This window comes from Brachybacterium sp. AOP24-D1-21 (assembly GCF_052378665.1).
Classification (GTDB): domain Bacteria; phylum Actinomycetota; class Actinomycetes; order Actinomycetales; family Dermabacteraceae; genus Brachybacterium.
The window spans coordinates 3152618-3167715 of the sequence record NZ_JBQSXX010000001.1 but is presented as its reverse complement, the minus strand read 5'-3'; the positions used below and the strand labels follow the sequence as shown (position 1 = coordinate 3167715).

Annotated in this window: 14 protein-coding genes; 6 read left to right on the top strand and 8 right to left on the bottom strand. The window is 71.4% G+C overall.

Translation table 11 applies throughout. The features are described 5' to 3' along the window. The first annotated feature begins 8 nt into the window (after positions 1-8). A complete protein-coding gene (locus tag ACT3UF_RS14185; RefSeq protein ID WP_441444127.1) occupies positions 9-656 on the top strand; it encodes an ECF transporter S component in 648 nt (215 codons plus the stop codon). After that, entirely contained in the window at positions 653-2731 is a 2079-nt protein-coding gene (locus ACT3UF_RS14180; protein ID WP_444608394.1) for an ATP-binding cassette domain-containing protein, read from the top strand. The genes ACT3UF_RS14185 and ACT3UF_RS14180 overlap by 4 nt, the downstream gene beginning before the upstream one ends. Before the next feature lie 93 nt (positions 2732-2824). On the opposite strand, the gene ACT3UF_RS14175 is transcribed toward ACT3UF_RS14180, so the two are convergent. Then, positions 2825-3271: a hypothetical protein gene (locus ACT3UF_RS14175; RefSeq protein WP_442331714.1), complete on the bottom strand. Its 447-nt coding sequence runs from the start codon at positions 3269-3271 to the stop codon at positions 2825-2827. A 52-nt stretch (positions 3272-3323) separates the two neighbouring features. On the opposite strand from ACT3UF_RS14175, the gene ACT3UF_RS14170 reads away from it, so the two are divergent. Next, a complete protein-coding gene (locus ACT3UF_RS14170; protein WP_345077886.1) occupies positions 3324-3752 on the top strand; it encodes an ankyrin repeat domain-containing protein in 429 nt (142 codons plus the stop codon). 74 nt (positions 3753-3826) lie between these two features. Here ACT3UF_RS14170 and ACT3UF_RS14165 read toward each other — a convergent pair whose 3' ends face one another. The 5 genes from ACT3UF_RS14165 to ACT3UF_RS14145 form a co-directional block, all read right to left on the bottom strand. Next, positions 3827-4354 (bottom strand): GNAT family N-acetyltransferase, encoded by a 528-nt coding sequence (locus ACT3UF_RS14165; protein ID WP_345077883.1) that lies wholly within the window; start codon positions 4352-4354, stop codon positions 3827-3829. 10 nt (positions 4355-4364) lie between these two features. Next, a complete protein-coding gene (locus tag ACT3UF_RS14160) occupies positions 4365-5414 on the bottom strand; it encodes an alpha/beta fold hydrolase (protein ID WP_444608393.1) in 1050 nt (349 codons plus the stop codon). After that, entirely contained in the window at positions 5411-6478 is a 1068-nt protein-coding gene (locus tag ACT3UF_RS14155; RefSeq protein ID WP_441444131.1) for an Fpg/Nei family DNA glycosylase, read from the bottom strand. The genes ACT3UF_RS14160 and ACT3UF_RS14155 overlap by 4 nt, the downstream gene beginning before the upstream one ends. Then, on the bottom strand, positions 6478-6960 hold the full coding sequence (locus tag ACT3UF_RS14150; protein ID WP_444601159.1) for a ribose-5-phosphate isomerase: 483 nt from the start codon (positions 6958-6960) through the stop codon (positions 6478-6480). Before ACT3UF_RS14150 ends, ACT3UF_RS14155 begins: the two co-directional genes overlap by 1 nt. Positions 6961-7052: 92 nt before the next feature. Further along, the gene (locus tag ACT3UF_RS14145; protein WP_444601158.1) at positions 7053-7673 is read right to left on the bottom strand and encodes a mycothiol-dependent nitroreductase Rv2466c family protein; all 621 of its coding nucleotides are present in this window, start codon (positions 7671-7673) and stop codon (positions 7053-7055) included. Between the two features lie 144 nt (positions 7674-7817). Here ACT3UF_RS14145 and ACT3UF_RS14140 point away from each other — a divergent pair, with 144 nt between their 5' ends. Both ACT3UF_RS14140 and ACT3UF_RS14135 read left to right on the top strand, forming a co-directional pair. Beyond that, a complete protein-coding gene (locus ACT3UF_RS14140; protein ID WP_444501746.1) occupies positions 7818-9608 on the top strand; it encodes an ABC transporter transmembrane domain-containing protein in 1791 nt (596 codons plus the stop codon). Beyond that, a complete protein-coding gene (locus ACT3UF_RS14135; protein WP_444601157.1) occupies positions 9605-11437 on the top strand; it encodes an ABC transporter ATP-binding protein in 1833 nt (610 codons plus the stop codon). The genes ACT3UF_RS14140 and ACT3UF_RS14135 overlap by 4 nt, the downstream gene beginning before the upstream one ends. Before the next feature lie 58 nt (positions 11438-11495). Here ACT3UF_RS14135 and ACT3UF_RS14130 read toward each other — a convergent pair whose 3' ends face one another. Next, entirely contained in the window at positions 11496-12881 is a 1386-nt protein-coding gene (locus tag ACT3UF_RS14130) for a hypothetical protein (protein ID WP_442331708.1), read from the bottom strand. A gap of 129 nt (positions 12882-13010) precedes the next feature. Between ACT3UF_RS14130 and ACT3UF_RS14125 the strand changes: the two genes are divergently transcribed. Further along, positions 13011-14363 (top strand): serine/threonine-protein kinase, encoded by a 1353-nt coding sequence (locus ACT3UF_RS14125; protein ID WP_442331707.1) that lies wholly within the window; start codon positions 13011-13013, stop codon positions 14361-14363. Positions 14364-14414: 51 nt separating this feature from the next. On the opposite strand, the gene ACT3UF_RS14120 is transcribed toward ACT3UF_RS14125, so the two are convergent. Beyond that, entirely contained in the window at positions 14415-15095 is a 681-nt protein-coding gene (locus tag ACT3UF_RS14120; RefSeq protein WP_441444138.1) for a response regulator, read from the bottom strand. Positions 15096-15098: the final 3 nt, after the last annotated feature.

Sequence of the window (15098 nt, the reverse complement as noted above, 5' to 3'; positions counted from 1 at the left end):
GAGAAGTGATGATTCGTTTCCGCACCGTAGATCTGCTGGTCACGGTTCTGATCGGCGCCGCCTTCGGTGTCGCATTCCTGGGGTACGGCCAGCTGTACACCCTGATCGGGCCGCTCACCGCAGCCTTCAAACCCGCCGAGGGACTCCTGGCCGGGATCTGGTTCCTGCCTGCCGTCCTGGCCGCCCTGATCGTGCGCAAGCCCGGCGCTGCGCTGCTGGCCGAGATGATCGCCGCCGTGCTGTCAATGCTGCTGGGCAGCCAGTGGGGCTGGGGCACGGCGATCTCCGGCCTGATGCAGGGCGGCGGGGTGGAGCTCGCGTTCCTCGCCTTCCGCTACCAGCGCTTCACGCTGCCGGTCGCGATGCTGGGCGGGATGCTCTCGGCCCTGCTGGAGTGGGGCTGGGAGAAGTTCGCCTACTACCAGGAGATGAGCTGGACCTACTCCCTCGTGATGCTCGGCTTCTTCCTGCTCTCCGGGGCGCTGCTGTGCGGCGTGCTGGGATGGGCCGCCAGCCGTGCCCTGGCCGCCACCGGGGCTCTGGACTCGATGCCGGCGGGCAGGGAGCGCGCCCAGCGGGTACGAGCCGCATCGCCCTCCGGAGGATCTGCTGGATCACAGGCTGAGCGCATGGCACCGGACGACGCCCGGGCGTGACGGACCTGTCCCTGCGAGGGCTCACCTGGCAGCCGTACACGCGGGCCGAGCCCACCGTCCTCGACCTCGACCTGGAGATCCCCGCCGGGCAGCGCGTGCTGCTGGCCGGGGCCAGCGGCAGCGGGAAATCCACCGTGCTGCGGGCCCTGGCCGGTCTCCTGGACGAGGAGACCGGAGAGCTGACCGGCAGCGCGCCCGGCCCCGCCCGCCCCGGCGAGCGGGGCCTGCTGCTGCAGAACCCTCTGGACGCCCTGGTCGCGGCGACCGTCGGCCGGGAGGCGGCCTTCGGCCCGGAGAATGCCGCCCTGCCACGTGCGGAGATCCAGGCCCGCACCACCGCGGCGCTCGATGCGGCGCTGGTGGATCTCCCCTCCGACCGTGCGCCGCTGGATGCCTCCGGCGGGCAGCAGCAGCGCCTGGCCCTGGCGGGATCGCTCGCGTTGGATCCCTCGGCGCTGCTGCTGGATGAGCCGACGTCGATGCTCGATGAAGCCACCGCCGCTGCGGTGCGCGAGTCGATCCTGGCCACCGCGGCGGGCCGCACCCTGGTGGTCGCCGAGCACCGGCTCGCACCGTGGCTGGACCACGTGGAGCGCCTGATCGTGCTCGGTGAGCAGGCACAGATCGTGGCCGACGGCCCGCCCCACGAGATCGCAGCCGGCATGACCGCCTCCCCCGCCGCACCCACCCGCTCGGCTCCCCGCGCGCAGCACGAGGGCGCCGTGATCGCGGCCCTGCGGGGCATCGATGCCCAGCGGGGCGGCCTGGCCGTGCTCGACGATCTGACCCTCGAGCTGCGCAGCGGAGAGCTGTGCGTGATCACCGGCCCCAGCGGCAGCGGCAAGACCACGCTGCTGCGCACGCTGCTCGGTCTGACCGCCCCGTCCGCTGGGAGCGTGGAGCGGCCCGCGCCCGAGCACGTCGCCTTCGTGCCCCAGAACCCCGAGCACTCCTTCGTCGCCGGCAGCGTGCGTGAGGAGGTGCTCGCCTCCCCCTGGGCACGCGACGAGCAGCTCGCCGATCAGCTCCTGGAGCGAGCGGGCCTGAGCGACCTCGCCCAGGCCAACCCCCACACCCTCTCCGGCGGGGAGCAGAGACGCCTCGCGATCATCGCCGCCCTCGCCCAGAAGCCTCGCCTGCTGGTGCTGGACGAACCCACCGTGGGACTGGACGCGGCACGCCATGCGGCGGTGCTCGAGCTGCTGGCCGCCGCGCGAGCCGAGGGCTGCGCTGTGGTGGCGGCCACCCACGACCTAGAGCTGATCGCGCAGGGAGACGTCGAGCACCGCCTGAGCGGGCCGGATGCTGAGGACGGCGGATCTGGCAGCAAGAGCCCCGATCGCACCATCGGCCCGGTCCCCCGCGCTCGCACGATTCCCGCCGACGCACTGAATCCGCTGGTGCTGAGCCTCATCGGGATCCTCGCCGCGATCGGCTCCTTCGCGGTGCAGTCCTGGCAGGGCGGGCTCCTGGCCCTGCTCCCGATCGTGCTGCTGGCGCCACTTGCGGTGCGGTCCGTGCGCGGGGGTCTGCTGCGGCTGACTCCGATCCTGCTCTCGGCCGCAGGCCTGGCCTGGACCTCCGCTCTGCTGGGCGACGCCCCCTCCCTCTCCGCCGAGGCCTGGCTGCTCGGCGCCAAGGAGGCCGCACGCATCACCGTGTTCGTCGTGCCCGGGGTGCTGGCGCTCGGGAGCGTGGACCCCACGGCGCTGGGCGACGCCCTCGGAGGCAGGCTGCGGATGCCCGCCCGCATGATCGCCGCTTCGGTCGCAGGGCTCGTCCGCGCCGGCCATCTGGGCCGGCAGTGGGAGATCATCACCCATGCCCGGGTGCTGCGCGGGATCGGCACCCGCACCTCCCCGAGAATGCTGGCCGGAGCCACCCTGGCCCTGCTGGTCGATGCCCTGCGCGGCGCCCAGCAGCAGGCCCTCGCCATGGACTCACGAGGCTTCGCGACCGCGACCACCCGCACCTGGGCGCTGCCGAGCCCGCTGCGGCGCGCGGACCTGCTGGGCGTCACGATCGCGCTCGGGCTCGCCGTATGGCCGCTGCTCGCGGAGATGCTGGTGGGGTGAGCGCTGCGCGAGCCTGTGCCTCTGAGCTGCCGAGAAGACCGACGGACGACCAGGACACATCCGGCCCGTGACACATCGACCTGCAGGCCTGAGCTATCGAATACGCCTCGTGCGAGCGAACCACAGATACGTCACCACGGGCGTCACGATCCAAGGGATCACGCCGCCGAAAGCGAACAGGATGTAGATGACAGCAAAGGGGATCCATTGCGGGTCGGCGAAGAATTCGGGCAGGTGGCGTCCCAGCGGAAGCAGCAGTGCCACCAGCATCGCGAGCAGAGCTCCGAGGACGAACACCAGCGGCCGTCGTGCGCGCCGATCCGCCCAGGCCAGCAGCAGCGCCCAGGAGAGCGCGGCCAGCACGCCGGCTGCTCCTGCCTCGCCGACTATGGCGACCCCGGCAGCAAGCACCGCCGCCACCCCGATCAGCCACGTACTGACTCGCCTCCGGGGTCTCACCCCGTAGCGCTCCGCCAGAGCCGGCGTGAGGGGTCGCAGCGCCCCTGTCCCCGCCGCACGCTCACTCGATTCTGCCTCCATGAGCGGATGGTAGCCCGCGGCGTCCTCTGGCGGCCCGCAGTACTCTCGTGCAATGACGGATAACGACTCTGCCACCGATGACGCCGTGATCGAGCTGGCCCACTCCCTGCTCGATGCTGCCCGCAACGGCGACTCCGTGACCCTGCTCTCGCTCATCGACCAGGGCGCCCCGGTGGATCTCCGCGATGGCGCCGGAAACTCTCCGCTGATGCTCGCTGCCTATCACGGCCATGCCGAGCTGGTGCGTGAGCTGGCCGTCCGCGGGGCGGACGTGGACCTGAGCAATGATCGCGGTCAGTCACCGCTTGCGGGCGTCGCCTTCAAGGGCTTCACCGCGGTCGCGGAGGTCCTGCTCGGCGCTGGCGCCGATCCGGGGCTGGGCACCCCGAGCGCCCTGGAGACCGCGAGATATTTCGAGCGCGAGGAGATCGTGGCGCTGATCGAGTCACGGGGGGAAGGCCGAGCCGCGGGAGAAGACTGAGTCGCGGGAGAAGATTGAGTCGCGCGGGAAGTAGGCAGGGACGGGACGCTTGCCCGAACGCCGCGCCCGACGCCTCAGCCGCGATCCGGCCGCAGCACCATCGCCACATGCTCGATCCCAGCCTCCATGAACAGCCCGCCGAGGGACTCGAAGCCCATCGCGGCGTACCACTGCTCGAGGTAGGCCTGGGCGTCGATGTGCACCTCGGCCCTCGGCGCGACCTCCCGAGCATGCGCGAGCGCCCCGGCCATCAGCTGACGGCCGTAACCACCGCGTCGGTAATCGGCGCGCACTGCCACCCGGCCGATCCGCACCGTGCCGCCGGGCTCCCTGAGCACCCGCAGGTGCGCCACCGGTTCACCCGGAGCTCCCAACACCTCTGCGGCAACCTCTGCGGCCGGGGCACGCGGGATCGCACGCTCGAGCCACATGAGCGTCGTGGTGGGGTCGAGCTCCCGACCATCCAGATCAGCATCCGTCGCGTGCTGCTCGAGGGTGAAGACGTCCTGGCGGAGCTTGACGAGCAGATACAGCGTGCAGGGGTCGATATCGGCGAGCGCGGCGTGGCGCAGCACGGCACCTGAGGGGTCGGGAACTGGCATGGCAGAAAGGTTACTGCGGCGGCACCTGCTGTGCGTCGACCATCCGGGTGACGGCGGTGCGCCAGTGCTCCACCATCAGCGGTCCGCCGTGGCCCTCGTCCTCGACGATGATCAATTCGCTGCCGGGCCAGGCGCGGTGGAGCTCCCAAGCGGTCAGGGCAGGGCCGGACACATCGCGGCGCCCGTGGATCAGCACCCCGGGAATGCCCGCCAGCCGAGCCATCCCGCCGAGGAGGCCGCTGCCGGGCTCGCCGCCCCATGGCACGGCCCAGTCGGCGACGAACCCGTCGTGCGCCCAGTAGTGAGCGACCAGACGGGCGAAGCCGCGCTCGTACTCAGTCATCGGCTCGTGACCGGCCCCGGCATGCGCGGTGGAGGGTCCTCCCCCGCCGATCCCGATGTGCGCGTCCTCCCAGGTCATCCAGGCGCGGGCGGCGTCGTCGACCAGGTTCTGATCCGCTCCGGTGAGCATCTGCCGATACGCCTCGATGAGTCGGAGCCGCTGCGAGCCGTGGTCGCGACGGTCGAAGCCGGTGTGGTGCTCGGCGAGGGCGGCGACCGTGTCCCAGGCCTCGGGGTAGAGGGCGCCGACTCCCTCGGTGATCCACTCGATCTCGCGCCGGGAGGTGGAGGTGACGGCGAACAGCACCACGCCGAGCACCCGTTCGGGATGAGCTTGGGCGTAGGCGAGGGCGAGGGTGCTGCCCCAGGAGACGCCCTGCACGATCCAGGCGTCGATCCCGAGGTGCTCACGCAGCGCCTCGAGGTCGGCCACCAGGTGGGCGGTGGTGTGGCCCGTGAGATCGACCGGGCCGGGAACCCCAGGCGACGGGGTGGAGCAGCCGGCGCCACGCTGGCACAGGCCGATGATCCTGGCCCGGTCCGCGGGAGAGTTCCGTCGGTAGCCGGGGGTGAGCCGACCTCCCGGGCCGCCATGCAGGTAGAGGGTGGGGACGCCCTCGGCGGTGCCGGACTCCTCCCAGAAGATCTCGTGGACGTCGCCGACGGGGAGCATCCCCTCGGCGGTCGCGGCGGGTGGCGGGGGCATCGCGGTGCTCATGCAGCTTCCTCGGTTGCGTTCCCGGGGGTGAGCGCCCAGGGCGCCGCCGGGTGCTCACGGCTCCAGCTCGCGCGGCGGCTGCGGACGCTCTGACAGCGCGGGCACCAGAACACGGTCCGGGCGGCGAGATCCGTCGAGCGCACCGTGGTGCCGCACAGCCGGCAGGGCAGAGTCTGGCGGTGGTAGACGTAGAAGGACCGCTCGCGGGAGATCACGTCCGGGTCCTCGTCCCCGTTCTGGCGGGTGCCACGGGAGCGCTCGACGATGCGGGCCTCGAGGTCGCGGTGCTCGGGCTGGGTGGTGACGATCCTGCCGGTGCGGGCGCCGTAGGTCATCAGCGCGACCAGGTCCTCCCACATCTCCTCGAGCATCCCGGTGCTCAGATCCTTCCCGGGCACGAAGGGGTCCAGGCGAGCCCGGAACAGCAGCTCGGCACGGTAGATGTTCCCGATCCCGGCCACGATCTTCTGGTTCATCAGCAGCGCGCCGATGGTGGTGCGGGAGCGGCGCACGGCGCCGATGAAGCGCGCCGGGTCCGCGTCGGCCCTCAAGGGGTCCGGGCCCAGCCGGTCCAGGACCGTCTGCCGCTCCTGCGCGTCCATGATCTCGCAGGCCGTGGGCCCGGTGAGGTCCGCGAGGCCCTGCGGCCCGGCGATCCGCAGCCGGACCGTCGGCCGCGGCACCAGGCGGCGCCAGTCGGCGGTGCCCCCGCGGCCCGTTTCCTCTCCGTCCAGTTGCTCTTCCTGTTCACCGATCCGCAGTCGCGGCGCGCCGATCGCGTGAGCGTCGGTGAAGCCCGGCTCACCGGCGAAGGTCCAGGAGCCGTACAGCCCCAGATGAATATGGACGTGCCGAACCGCCGGGGAGTCGCGGTCGACGTCCTCCGTCGGTGCAAAGGGCAGGAAGAGGTGCTTGCCGACCGCCTCAGCGCCCAGCAGCACCATCCCGTCCAGCTGCGAGGCGTCGGAGAATCGTCCCTGCGGGCTCGAGGTGCGCACGCGCTGTCCGCCGAAGGCCTGGTCGAAGGCGGCGGCCAGTCGGTGGACGGTGTGACCCTCGGGCATCAGTCGGCAGCAGGAGCAGCGGACTTCTCGTACCCGCCGGTGCGCTCGTAGAGGCCCACCAGGTCGATCCGGCGCTGGTGGCGCTCCTCGCCGGGGAAGGGCTCGGCGAGGAAGATGTCGATCAGCGACTCCAGCTCCTCCTCGGTGTGCTGGCGGGCCCCGACGGAGATGACGTTCGCGTCGTTGTGCTGGCGGGCCAGGCGGGCGGTGTCCTCGTTCCACACCAGCGCCGCCCGCACGCCCTGCACCTTGTTCGCGGCGATCTGCTCACCGTTGCCGGAGCCGCCGATCACGATGCCCAGGGACTGCGGGTCTGCGACCACCGCGAGGCCGACGTCGGTGCAGAACGGGGGGTAGTCGTCGAGGGCGTCGTACTCGTGGGCACCGTGATCGGTGACCTCGTGGCCCTTGTTCTGGAGCACCGCGACCAGGCGGTTCTTCAGGTCGAATCCGGCGTGGTCGGTGCCGATGTGCACGCGCATGGAGGGTCTCGCTTTCGGGGTTTCTGCAGGGGCTGGCGGCGCCGGCCGAGGTGACCGGTGGGAGGGTGGGAAGGCGCGGAGGACGGGGTGGGTCAGCTGAAGTCGATGCCGCCGGTGCGGGTGCGCTTGAGCTCGTAGAAGCCGTCGATGGTGGAGAGGGCCTCCATCGCGTCGAACAGCTTCCCGGCATCCTCACCCCGGGGCGCGGGCGAGATGACCGGCCCGAAGTAGGCGGTGCCCTCCCCGAAGGAGATCACCGGGGTGCCGACATCGTCCCCGACCAGAGAGATGGCGCGCTCGTGCGAGGCGCGCAGGGCCTTGTCGATGGCGTCACCGGGCACGTTGTCATAGGCCTCGATCAGAGTGGCGGGCAGTCCGGCATCGGCCAGCGCCTGCTCCGCGACGCGGCGGCGATCGTCTTGGTCCCCGCCCACGTGGTAGCGCTCGCCCCAGGCGGTGTACCAGCGGGCGAACGCGGCATTCCCCTCGGCCTCGTCGATCGCGATCGACAGTCGTGCGGCGCCCCAGGACTGATCGGTGCTGCGCCGGTAGTCCGCATCGAGGTCGCGGCCCTCGTTGAGCACTGCCAGCGACATCACGGAATAGCGCGGGGTGATGTCACGGACCTCGGCGGCGTGGCCGAGCCAGCGGCTCGTCATCCACGCGAAGGGGCAGGCGGGGTCGACGAACAGCTCGACGGTGCGCTCACTCATACGGTCTCCTTGACTCGGGGGCGATGTCACCATTCTGTCATTCGCGGTCGACCTGTGCGGAAACGTCATAGAGGTGACCGGGGCGACACCTCCTGCATGCCAAAAAACATTGCACTGCGCTGGGAGGACGGGTTTGATCAATGCGTGCTCGATTCCCGTCCCGCCTCCGTCGCGGCCCCCGCTCTGCCCCGCGCTTCGGCGCCCGGGGTGATGCGCTCGATCGTCCGCAACCATCGCCGGATGCTGGCGGTGGTGCTGCCGCTGGCGACGCTCTCCGAGGGCATCGAGCTGCTGATGCCGATCGTGCTGGGCCTGGTGATCGACCACGGCGTCCTGGCCGGGGATCTGCGGCTGACGGTGCTCGGTGCAGTAGGCCTGATCGCGATGCGGATCCTCGGCGTGCTGCTGTGGACCTGGACGTTCCTGCAGTCGCAGAAGGCGTGCATGTTCGAGCGTCATCGCCTGCGCGTAGGCCTGACCGGGGCGGTGCTCGACCCTCGATCGCGTGCGGTGCAGCGCCCCGCCGGCGAGGTGCTCTCGATCGCCACGTCGGATGCGGACAAGGCCTCCGATCTGCTGGACATGCTCCCCTGGGTGGTCCCCTCCGCCATCGCGGTGCTCGCGGCCTCCGTGTACCTGGCAGTGTCGGATTTCTGGCTGGGGCTGGCCATGCTGTGCGGCATCGTGGTGATGGTGGTGGTGATCCGGGTGATCACCCCGACCCTGTCCGCCCGCTACGACGATCAGCAGTCCCAGGCCGCGGAGGCCGCCGCCACCGCCACCGACCTGGTCCACGGGCTGCGGGTGCTGCAGGGGCTGGGCGTGCAGAGCCGCGCCCGGGCCACCTACCGTCGGCGCTCCCAGATCGCGCTGCAGGCGGCACTGGTCAATGCCCGCTACTCAGGGATCTCCTCCGGCCTGACCACCCTGGTCACCGGCACCATGCTCGCCGCCGTGGTGGTGCTCGCCGCGCTCCGCGCCCTCGACGGTGCCCTCGCCCTCGGAGTGCTGATCGCGGTCGTGGGGGTCGCCCGCTACGTGATGGGCATGCTCCAGGGGCTGTCCGGCGCGCCGGTGTGGTGGGCGAGCATGTCCACCTCGGCGCGACGGGTGCGGGATCTGTACACGGACCTGGGGCGCACGGTCGACGATCCGGAGCTGGGCCTGGATGTGCTCACCGTCCAGCGCGATGATCGCGGCGATGTCGCCAGCACTGCCGCCGGTACTGCCGGGACCGACGTCGGCCGTCGGGGCGCCGCGGGTGGCCTGCAGCTACCGCAGCTTTCCGTCGCCGACGGCGAGGTCGTCGCGCTGGCCTGTGCGGATGCCCGTGATGCGGAGGCCGCGATCGATGCGGTCAGCGGCCGGGTCGATGCCGGGGCGCGCGTGGGAACCACGCCGATCACGCCTGCCGACCGGCTGACGCTGCGCTCCGAGCTGCTGGTCGAGCCGCACGTGGTCGACCTCTTCGACGGCACCCTGCGCGAACAGCTGGCCACCCGCGCGCCCGCAGGCACCACGGACGGCGCCGACGGCACCTGGGCTGACCACGCCCTGCATGCCGCCGGCGCGCAGGATCTGCTGCGGATCCTGCCCGACGGCTATGACACCCGCATCCTGGACCGCGGCTCGAACCTCTCCGGAGGGCAGCGCCAGCGCATCGCCCTGGCCCGGGCGGTGGCGGCAGATGCACCCGTCCTGGTGCTGCACGACCCCACCACCGCAGTCGACGCCGTCACCGAGCAGAACATCGCCGAGGCGCTGATCGCCGCGCGCCGTCGCACCGACCGGGCCACCCTGCTGGTGACCCGCGCACCGGCGCTGCTGCGCGAGGCGGACAGGGTCGTGTTCATGCAGAACGGAGCGGTCGCCGCTGAGGGCGCGCACACCGACCTGATGGGGATCGAGGCCTATGCGGAGGTGGTGCGACGATGAGCGACATCGACTGGAAGCGCCCGCTGGACGAGGTGCTGGGGGACGACGCCACTGCACGCCGGCAGCTCGCCGAGCATGCGCAGCTGCTGCCGATCGCCGACGCGCGCACCTCCCTGCGGTTCATCACGGCCCGGCTGCGGGAGCACTGGGTCTCGGCACTGGCCACCCTTCTGATCACGATCGGCGGTGCGGTCGCCGCGGCATTCCTGCCGCGGCTGATCGGCGCGGCCGTGGATGTGGTCGTCGACGGCGAGTCGAAGGACCAGGTGTGGATGCTGGGCGGCCAGATCCTGGGCGTCGGCATCCTCCAGGCCGTGCTCATGGCGCTCGGCTGGGCGATGATCTCGGCGCTGGGCCAGCGGATCCTGGCCGGGATGCGCGAGGACGTCATCGATCGGGCGCTGGACCTGCCCGCGCAGACGATGGAGCGCACCGGCATCGGGGACGCCCTCTCGCGGGTTGCCGATGACGTCGACGTCGCCGCGCGCGCGGTCAACAACCTGGTGCCGAACCTGATCCAGCTCGGCTTCCTGGTCGTGATCACGCTGGTGGGGATGGCGACCCTGTCGCCCTGGCTGCTGCTGATGGTGGTCATCATCGTGCCGATGTACGTGCTCGCCGCGACCTGGTACCTGCGTCGCACCGCCCCGATCTATCGGCGGGAGCGGATCGCGATGGGCGCCCGCGCGCAGGGCCTACTCTCGGCGATCCATGGGATCCCCACCGTCCATGCCTACGGCATCGAACGGCGCGAGACCCGCCATGTGGCGGTGCTCTCGGAGACCGCCTCGGTGCTGAACATGCGCGTGATGTATCTCGTGAGCCGCCTGGTGATGGGCCTGAACGTGCCGGAGAACCTGGCGCTGGCAATGGTGCTCCTGCTGGGCTTCGTGATGGTGCAGGTCGGTGGGGCGCCGATCGGTCTGGTCACCGCCGCTGCGATCTACCTGGTCACCCTGTTCTGGCCGATGATGTCGGTGATCTTCAATCTCGATGAGGTGCAGTCGGCGCTCGCGAGCCTGGCCCGGATGGTCGGGGTGATCACCTCGATCGACCCGGCCGCCTCCCCCGGCACCGAACGCCCCGGCGACGCATCGATCCGGCTCGAGCAGGTCTCCCATGCGTACACCTCCGACGAGGAGGGCGTCGAACGGATCATCCTGCAGCCGCTGGACCTGGACATCGCCTCCGGGGAGACGATCTCGCTGGTGGGTGCCTCCGGTGCCGGCAAGTCCACGCTCGCCGCGATCCTCGCCGGCACCCTCGAGCCGCGCCACGGCCGGGTTCTCCACGGCGGTGCGGACCTCGTGCGCGCCGACCTCGAGGCGATGAGGTCCCACGCCTCGATCGTGAGCCAGGACGTCCACGTGTTCCGCGGGACGCTGCGGGAGGACCTGAAGCTCGCGGACGCGGAGGCGAGTGATCAGGAGCTGCGCGAGGCGCTGGGCAGGGTCGATGCGCTCACCTGGGTGGACCGGCTTCCCCAGGGCCTGGACACCCAGGTGGGTGAGAAGGGTGCCCGGCTCACCGCCGAGCAGTCCCAGCAGCTCGCCCTGGCCCGGATCGCCCTGCGCGATCCCGCGGTGCTGATCCTCGACGAGGCCACGGCCGACGAGGGCTCCTCCGGGGCCCGGGTGCTCGAGCGGGCTGCGCTCGAGGTGGCTCAGGGCCGGACCACGATCATCGTGGCGCACCGGCTCTCCCAGGCACGGATCGCCGATCGCATCCTGGTGATGGCCGATGGCGCGGTCGTCGAACAGGGCACCCATGATGAGCTGGTCGCCCAGGGCGGGGACTATGCGCGCCTCTGGGAGGCGTGGAGCAGCTAGGCCATAGGAGGCGAAGCTGCTGGCGCCTGGATGCTCAGACCCTCTGACGCCGGCACCTCTAGCGCCGGCGCAGCCTCAGCACCAGCACGCCCGCGATGCCTGCCAGCAGTCCCAGCACCGTCAGCATCCCGGCACCGCCGAACTTGACCAGCTGGCCCCACGAGGCGTCGATGCCGAGGACCGCGAGGGGACCGTGCTCGAGGGTGGTCTGCCCGAGCTCGAGCACCGATCCCTCGGGCGCGTCCTCGGCCGGGTCGCCCTCCACCTCGAGCGTGAGCACGACGGTGACCGGTTCGTCGCCGGCCGGCTCCGCATCGGCAGGGCGCTGCAGTCTCTGCAGGCTGACCGTGTGCATGCCCGGCAGCCACGCCGAGGCGACGGAGGACAGCTCGGAGCTGCGGTTCCCACGATCCACCGGGGTGGTCATGCCCCCTCCCGCCACTCGGTCAGCAGGGTTCATCCGCCAGCTGCCACCGCCCACGGTCACCTGCCCACGGACGGCGTTGGTGACCCGCAGAGCGAGCTCGCCGGCGGCCTCGGGCTGCGACGTCTCCTCGACGCGCCAGCGCAGGCGTTGCCCCTCCTGGACAGGGATCCTCACCAGGCCCACCTCCCCCGGATCCAGTTCCATGACGTAGGAACCAGGGTCGACCTCGGGCGCCGTCGCGAAGGAGCGACCGGCCTCGAAAGGCTCGTCCTGGGCTGGCGGCACGGGAGCGGCGCCAGCATCCTCGATCTCCTCGGTGACCGCCGGAGCGCCGCCGCCCACCCCGGCGGGTTCGATGGCGATCTGGATCTCGACCGGCAGCGGGCTGTCGTTCGCTCGTGGTCCCCTGCGGGTGATCTGCAGGAACAGCTCATCACCCGCGCAGCCATCGAAGCTCATCACGCCGGAGATGGCGGTCGAGGTGATCGGACCGTCGCCCGTCCGCCCCTGACCGACGTCATCGATCCCGCTGTCCTCGCAAGCATCCCCGCCCGCGGTGAGGAAGGTGACGCCCAGACCCAACTCGCCTCCGCTCCCCGGTACCCCGTCGGCATAGGGCGCGGCGGCGATCGTCGCCGCGGCGTGCACTCGCTGCCCGTTCCCCACCGCGATGCGGTAGTACTTCGAAGTGCCGGCATCGTCCTCGTCGCGCTGGGCTCCGAGAGCGAAGGTGTCCAGGTGGACCCCGGGCAGCAGCAACGGCGCCTGGGCCTGGGAGCCCGCGCCGGCGACCGCCGGTCCGACGGCCTGATAGGCAAAATCCGGCACCGCGGCCGGCTCGTCCGTCGGCTCGGCCCACGCCGCGGGCAGCCCTCCCCACATCAGGAGAGCCGCCACCAGCATCAGCACGGCGATCCCGGGGGCAGGGACGAGGACACCTCGGGCACCGGCTCCCCCGGCACGTGAACCCCAGGCACCGGCGCCCCGTGCACCGCGGTCGCGCGCTGTGCGGCTCATGCGTTCTCCTGAGGTCGGTGGGCGGAGTGGGCCAGCTCGGCGAGGTGGAACTGTTCAGAGGACAGAGTGCCAGATCCTGCGCTTTCGGGCCGACCGACTCGGGCGGGGTGCCCTAGCATGACGTCCATCATGTCCGATGTCATCGCTGGTCGAATCGAACTGCTCACTCCCCTCGCCCGGGGTGCCTCGGGCTCCCTGTGGCGTGCGATCGACCGCCGCTACGGGGCGGTCTGCGCAGCCAAGGTGATGCGGCAGCGGGACGGCGCTGATGTGCTGCGCTTCGTGCGGGAGCAGACGGTCGGTTCCGCCCAGGGGCTCGGGCAGCACCCCCACCTGCTCCCTCCGTACACCTGGGTCGCGGAGGACGACACGATCGTGCTGGTGATGCCGCTGTCGCATGGCGGCACGCTGGCCGGGGCCATCGCGGAGCACGGTGCGCTGTCGCCCAGCCTGGTCGCTCAGCTGCTGCGCCAGCTGCTGGACGCACTGGCGGCGATGCATGAGGCGAACTGGGTCCATCGCGACGTCAAGCCCGCCAACCTGCTGCTGGAGCCCACCGCGGACGGCTCCCCCCACCTGTTGCTCGCTGATTTCGGGATCGCCCTGCATGAGACCGACGTGCGGCTGACGGAGACGGGATTCCGGCACGGCACCCCCGGTTTCATGGCACCCGAGGTCCTCGAAGGGATGGGCACCTCGGCATCCCAGGATGTGTGGGCCGCCGCGGCCTGCGCGCTCGAGGCCCTCGCACCACCGCGGCCCCGGGAACGGCTGCTGCCCGCCGAGCTCCCCGAGCGCGCGCACGACGTGCTCGCCGCCAGTGCGGACCCGGCTGCCCGGCCGCTCGCGCAGCTGCTGCAGGAGATGCTCACCCCCGAGCCGGCAGCGCGACCGGAGGCGGCACAGGCCAGGGACCGGATCCCGCTGCCGTCCTCCCCGCCAGGCTCCTGGTCCCGCGCCGCGAACGGGGCCCTCGTCCAGGTGACCGACCGGATCGAGGCGTCGGACTCGCTGCAGGAGGTCCCCCTCGATGGGCCCGGCAGCCTGGCCGGACTGGCGCCGGGCCTCCACGAACGGCTGAGCGCCCTGTCCCGGTCCGCCAGCTCGCCACCCGCGGCATCGTCCGCCGCCGCTCCTCCGGCGCCGCCAGCGCAGCAGAGGCAGGCCGTGCGGCCGCAGCATTCTGCGGGCAGCTCAGGCTCATCGGGGAACACCACAGAGCGCTTCTTGCACGACCCGACCAGGCGGAGTCCTGCGATGCCGCAGCCCCTTGGGCCGCAGTCCATGGAGCTGCACGGCACCGCGCAGAACCCCGGTGCGCCCTGGGCCGACGCGCAGTCATCACCGTTGCCCCCTGCGCCGGCGCGACCGGTTCCGACTCCTGGTCGCGCCCGGGCGTCGTGGACCGGTGTGCTGCTGCTGGTGATCTCGGCGCTGTGCCTCGTCAGCGCAGGTGTCCTGCTGTGGTCGGCGCTGGGTTGACCCCGCTCAGGCCATTCACCCGTCAGCTGACGCGCCGGGTGACTTCTCGACTCAGTCGCCGGGGCGCACCAGTCCCGACTCGTAGGCGGCGACCACCAGCTGGGTGCGGTCGCGCAGCATGAGTTTTCCGAGCACCCGGGAGACGTGCGTCTTGACCGTCTGCTCCGCCATCACCAGCTCCGCGGCGATCTCGCGGTTCGCCATCCCGCGGGCGACCAGCCGGAGCACGTCCAGCTCCCGCTCGGTGAGCACCGACAGGCTCGCATCAGCGCCATCGGGCCGCTCGGGACGAGCCACGAAATCCGCGATCAACGCACGGGTCACCCGCGGGGCGAGCAGCGACTCGCCCGCGGCGACCACGCGCACGGCGTGGACCAGCTCCTGGGGTGTGGAATCCTTGAGCAGGAATCCACTGGCTCCGGCCCGCAGCGCCGCGAAGACGTACTCATCCGCATCGAAAGTGGTCAGCATGATGATCTTCGGCGGTGTCCCCGGCATCCCGAGCACCTCACGGGTCGCCTCGAGCCCCCCGACGTGCGGCATCCGGATGTCCATCAGCACCACATCCGGACGGGTGCGCGCGACCACGTCCGTGATCCCGGCACCATCGTCCGCGGTGCCGACCACCTCGATCCCGTCCTGGGCGTTCAGCAGAGCCTCGAAGCCGCCGCGGATCATCGACTGGTCATCGACGACCAGCACCCGGAGGGTGTCGTGCGCAGCGGGTTCCATGAG

Bases quoted from the DNA above. Each gene is read 5' to 3' on its own strand.
- ACT3UF_RS14125 (WP_442331707.1), top strand. From the start codon at position 13,011: ATGTCCGATGTCATCGCTGGTCGAATCGAACTGCTCACTCCCCTCGCC.
- ACT3UF_RS14185 (WP_441444127.1), top strand. From the start codon at position 9: ATGATTCGTTTCCGCACCGTAGATCTGCTGGTCACGGTTCTGATCGGC.
- ACT3UF_RS14160 (WP_444608393.1), bottom strand. From the start codon at position 5,414: ATGAGCACCGCGATGCCCCCGCCACCCGCCGCGACCGCCGAGGGGATG.
- ACT3UF_RS14150 (WP_444601159.1), bottom strand. From the start codon at position 6,960: ATGCGCGTGCACATCGGCACCGACCACGCCGGATTCGACCTGAAGAAC.
- ACT3UF_RS14165 (WP_345077883.1), bottom strand. From the start codon at position 4,354: ATGCCAGTTCCCGACCCCTCAGGTGCCGTGCTGCGCCACGCCGCGCTC.
- ACT3UF_RS14135 (WP_444601157.1), top strand. From the start codon at position 9,605: ATGAGCGACATCGACTGGAAGCGCCCGCTGGACGAGGTGCTGGGGGAC.
- ACT3UF_RS14175 (WP_442331714.1), bottom strand. From the start codon at position 3,271: ATGGAGGCAGAATCGAGTGAGCGTGCGGCGGGGACAGGGGCGCTGCGA.
- ACT3UF_RS14130 (WP_442331708.1), bottom strand. From the start codon at position 12,881: ATGAGCCGCACAGCGCGCGACCGCGGTGCACGGGGCGCCGGTGCCTGG.
- ACT3UF_RS14155 (WP_441444131.1), bottom strand. From the start codon at position 6,478: ATGCCCGAGGGTCACACCGTCCACCGACTGGCCGCCGCCTTCGACCAG.
- ACT3UF_RS14170 (WP_345077886.1), top strand. From the start codon at position 3,324: ATGACGGATAACGACTCTGCCACCGATGACGCCGTGATCGAGCTGGCC.
- ACT3UF_RS14145 (WP_444601158.1), bottom strand. From the start codon at position 7,673: ATGAGTGAGCGCACCGTCGAGCTGTTCGTCGACCCCGCCTGCCCCTTC.
- ACT3UF_RS14120 (WP_441444138.1), bottom strand. From the start codon at position 15,095: ATGGAACCCGCTGCGCACGACACCCTCCGGGTGCTGGTCGTCGATGAC.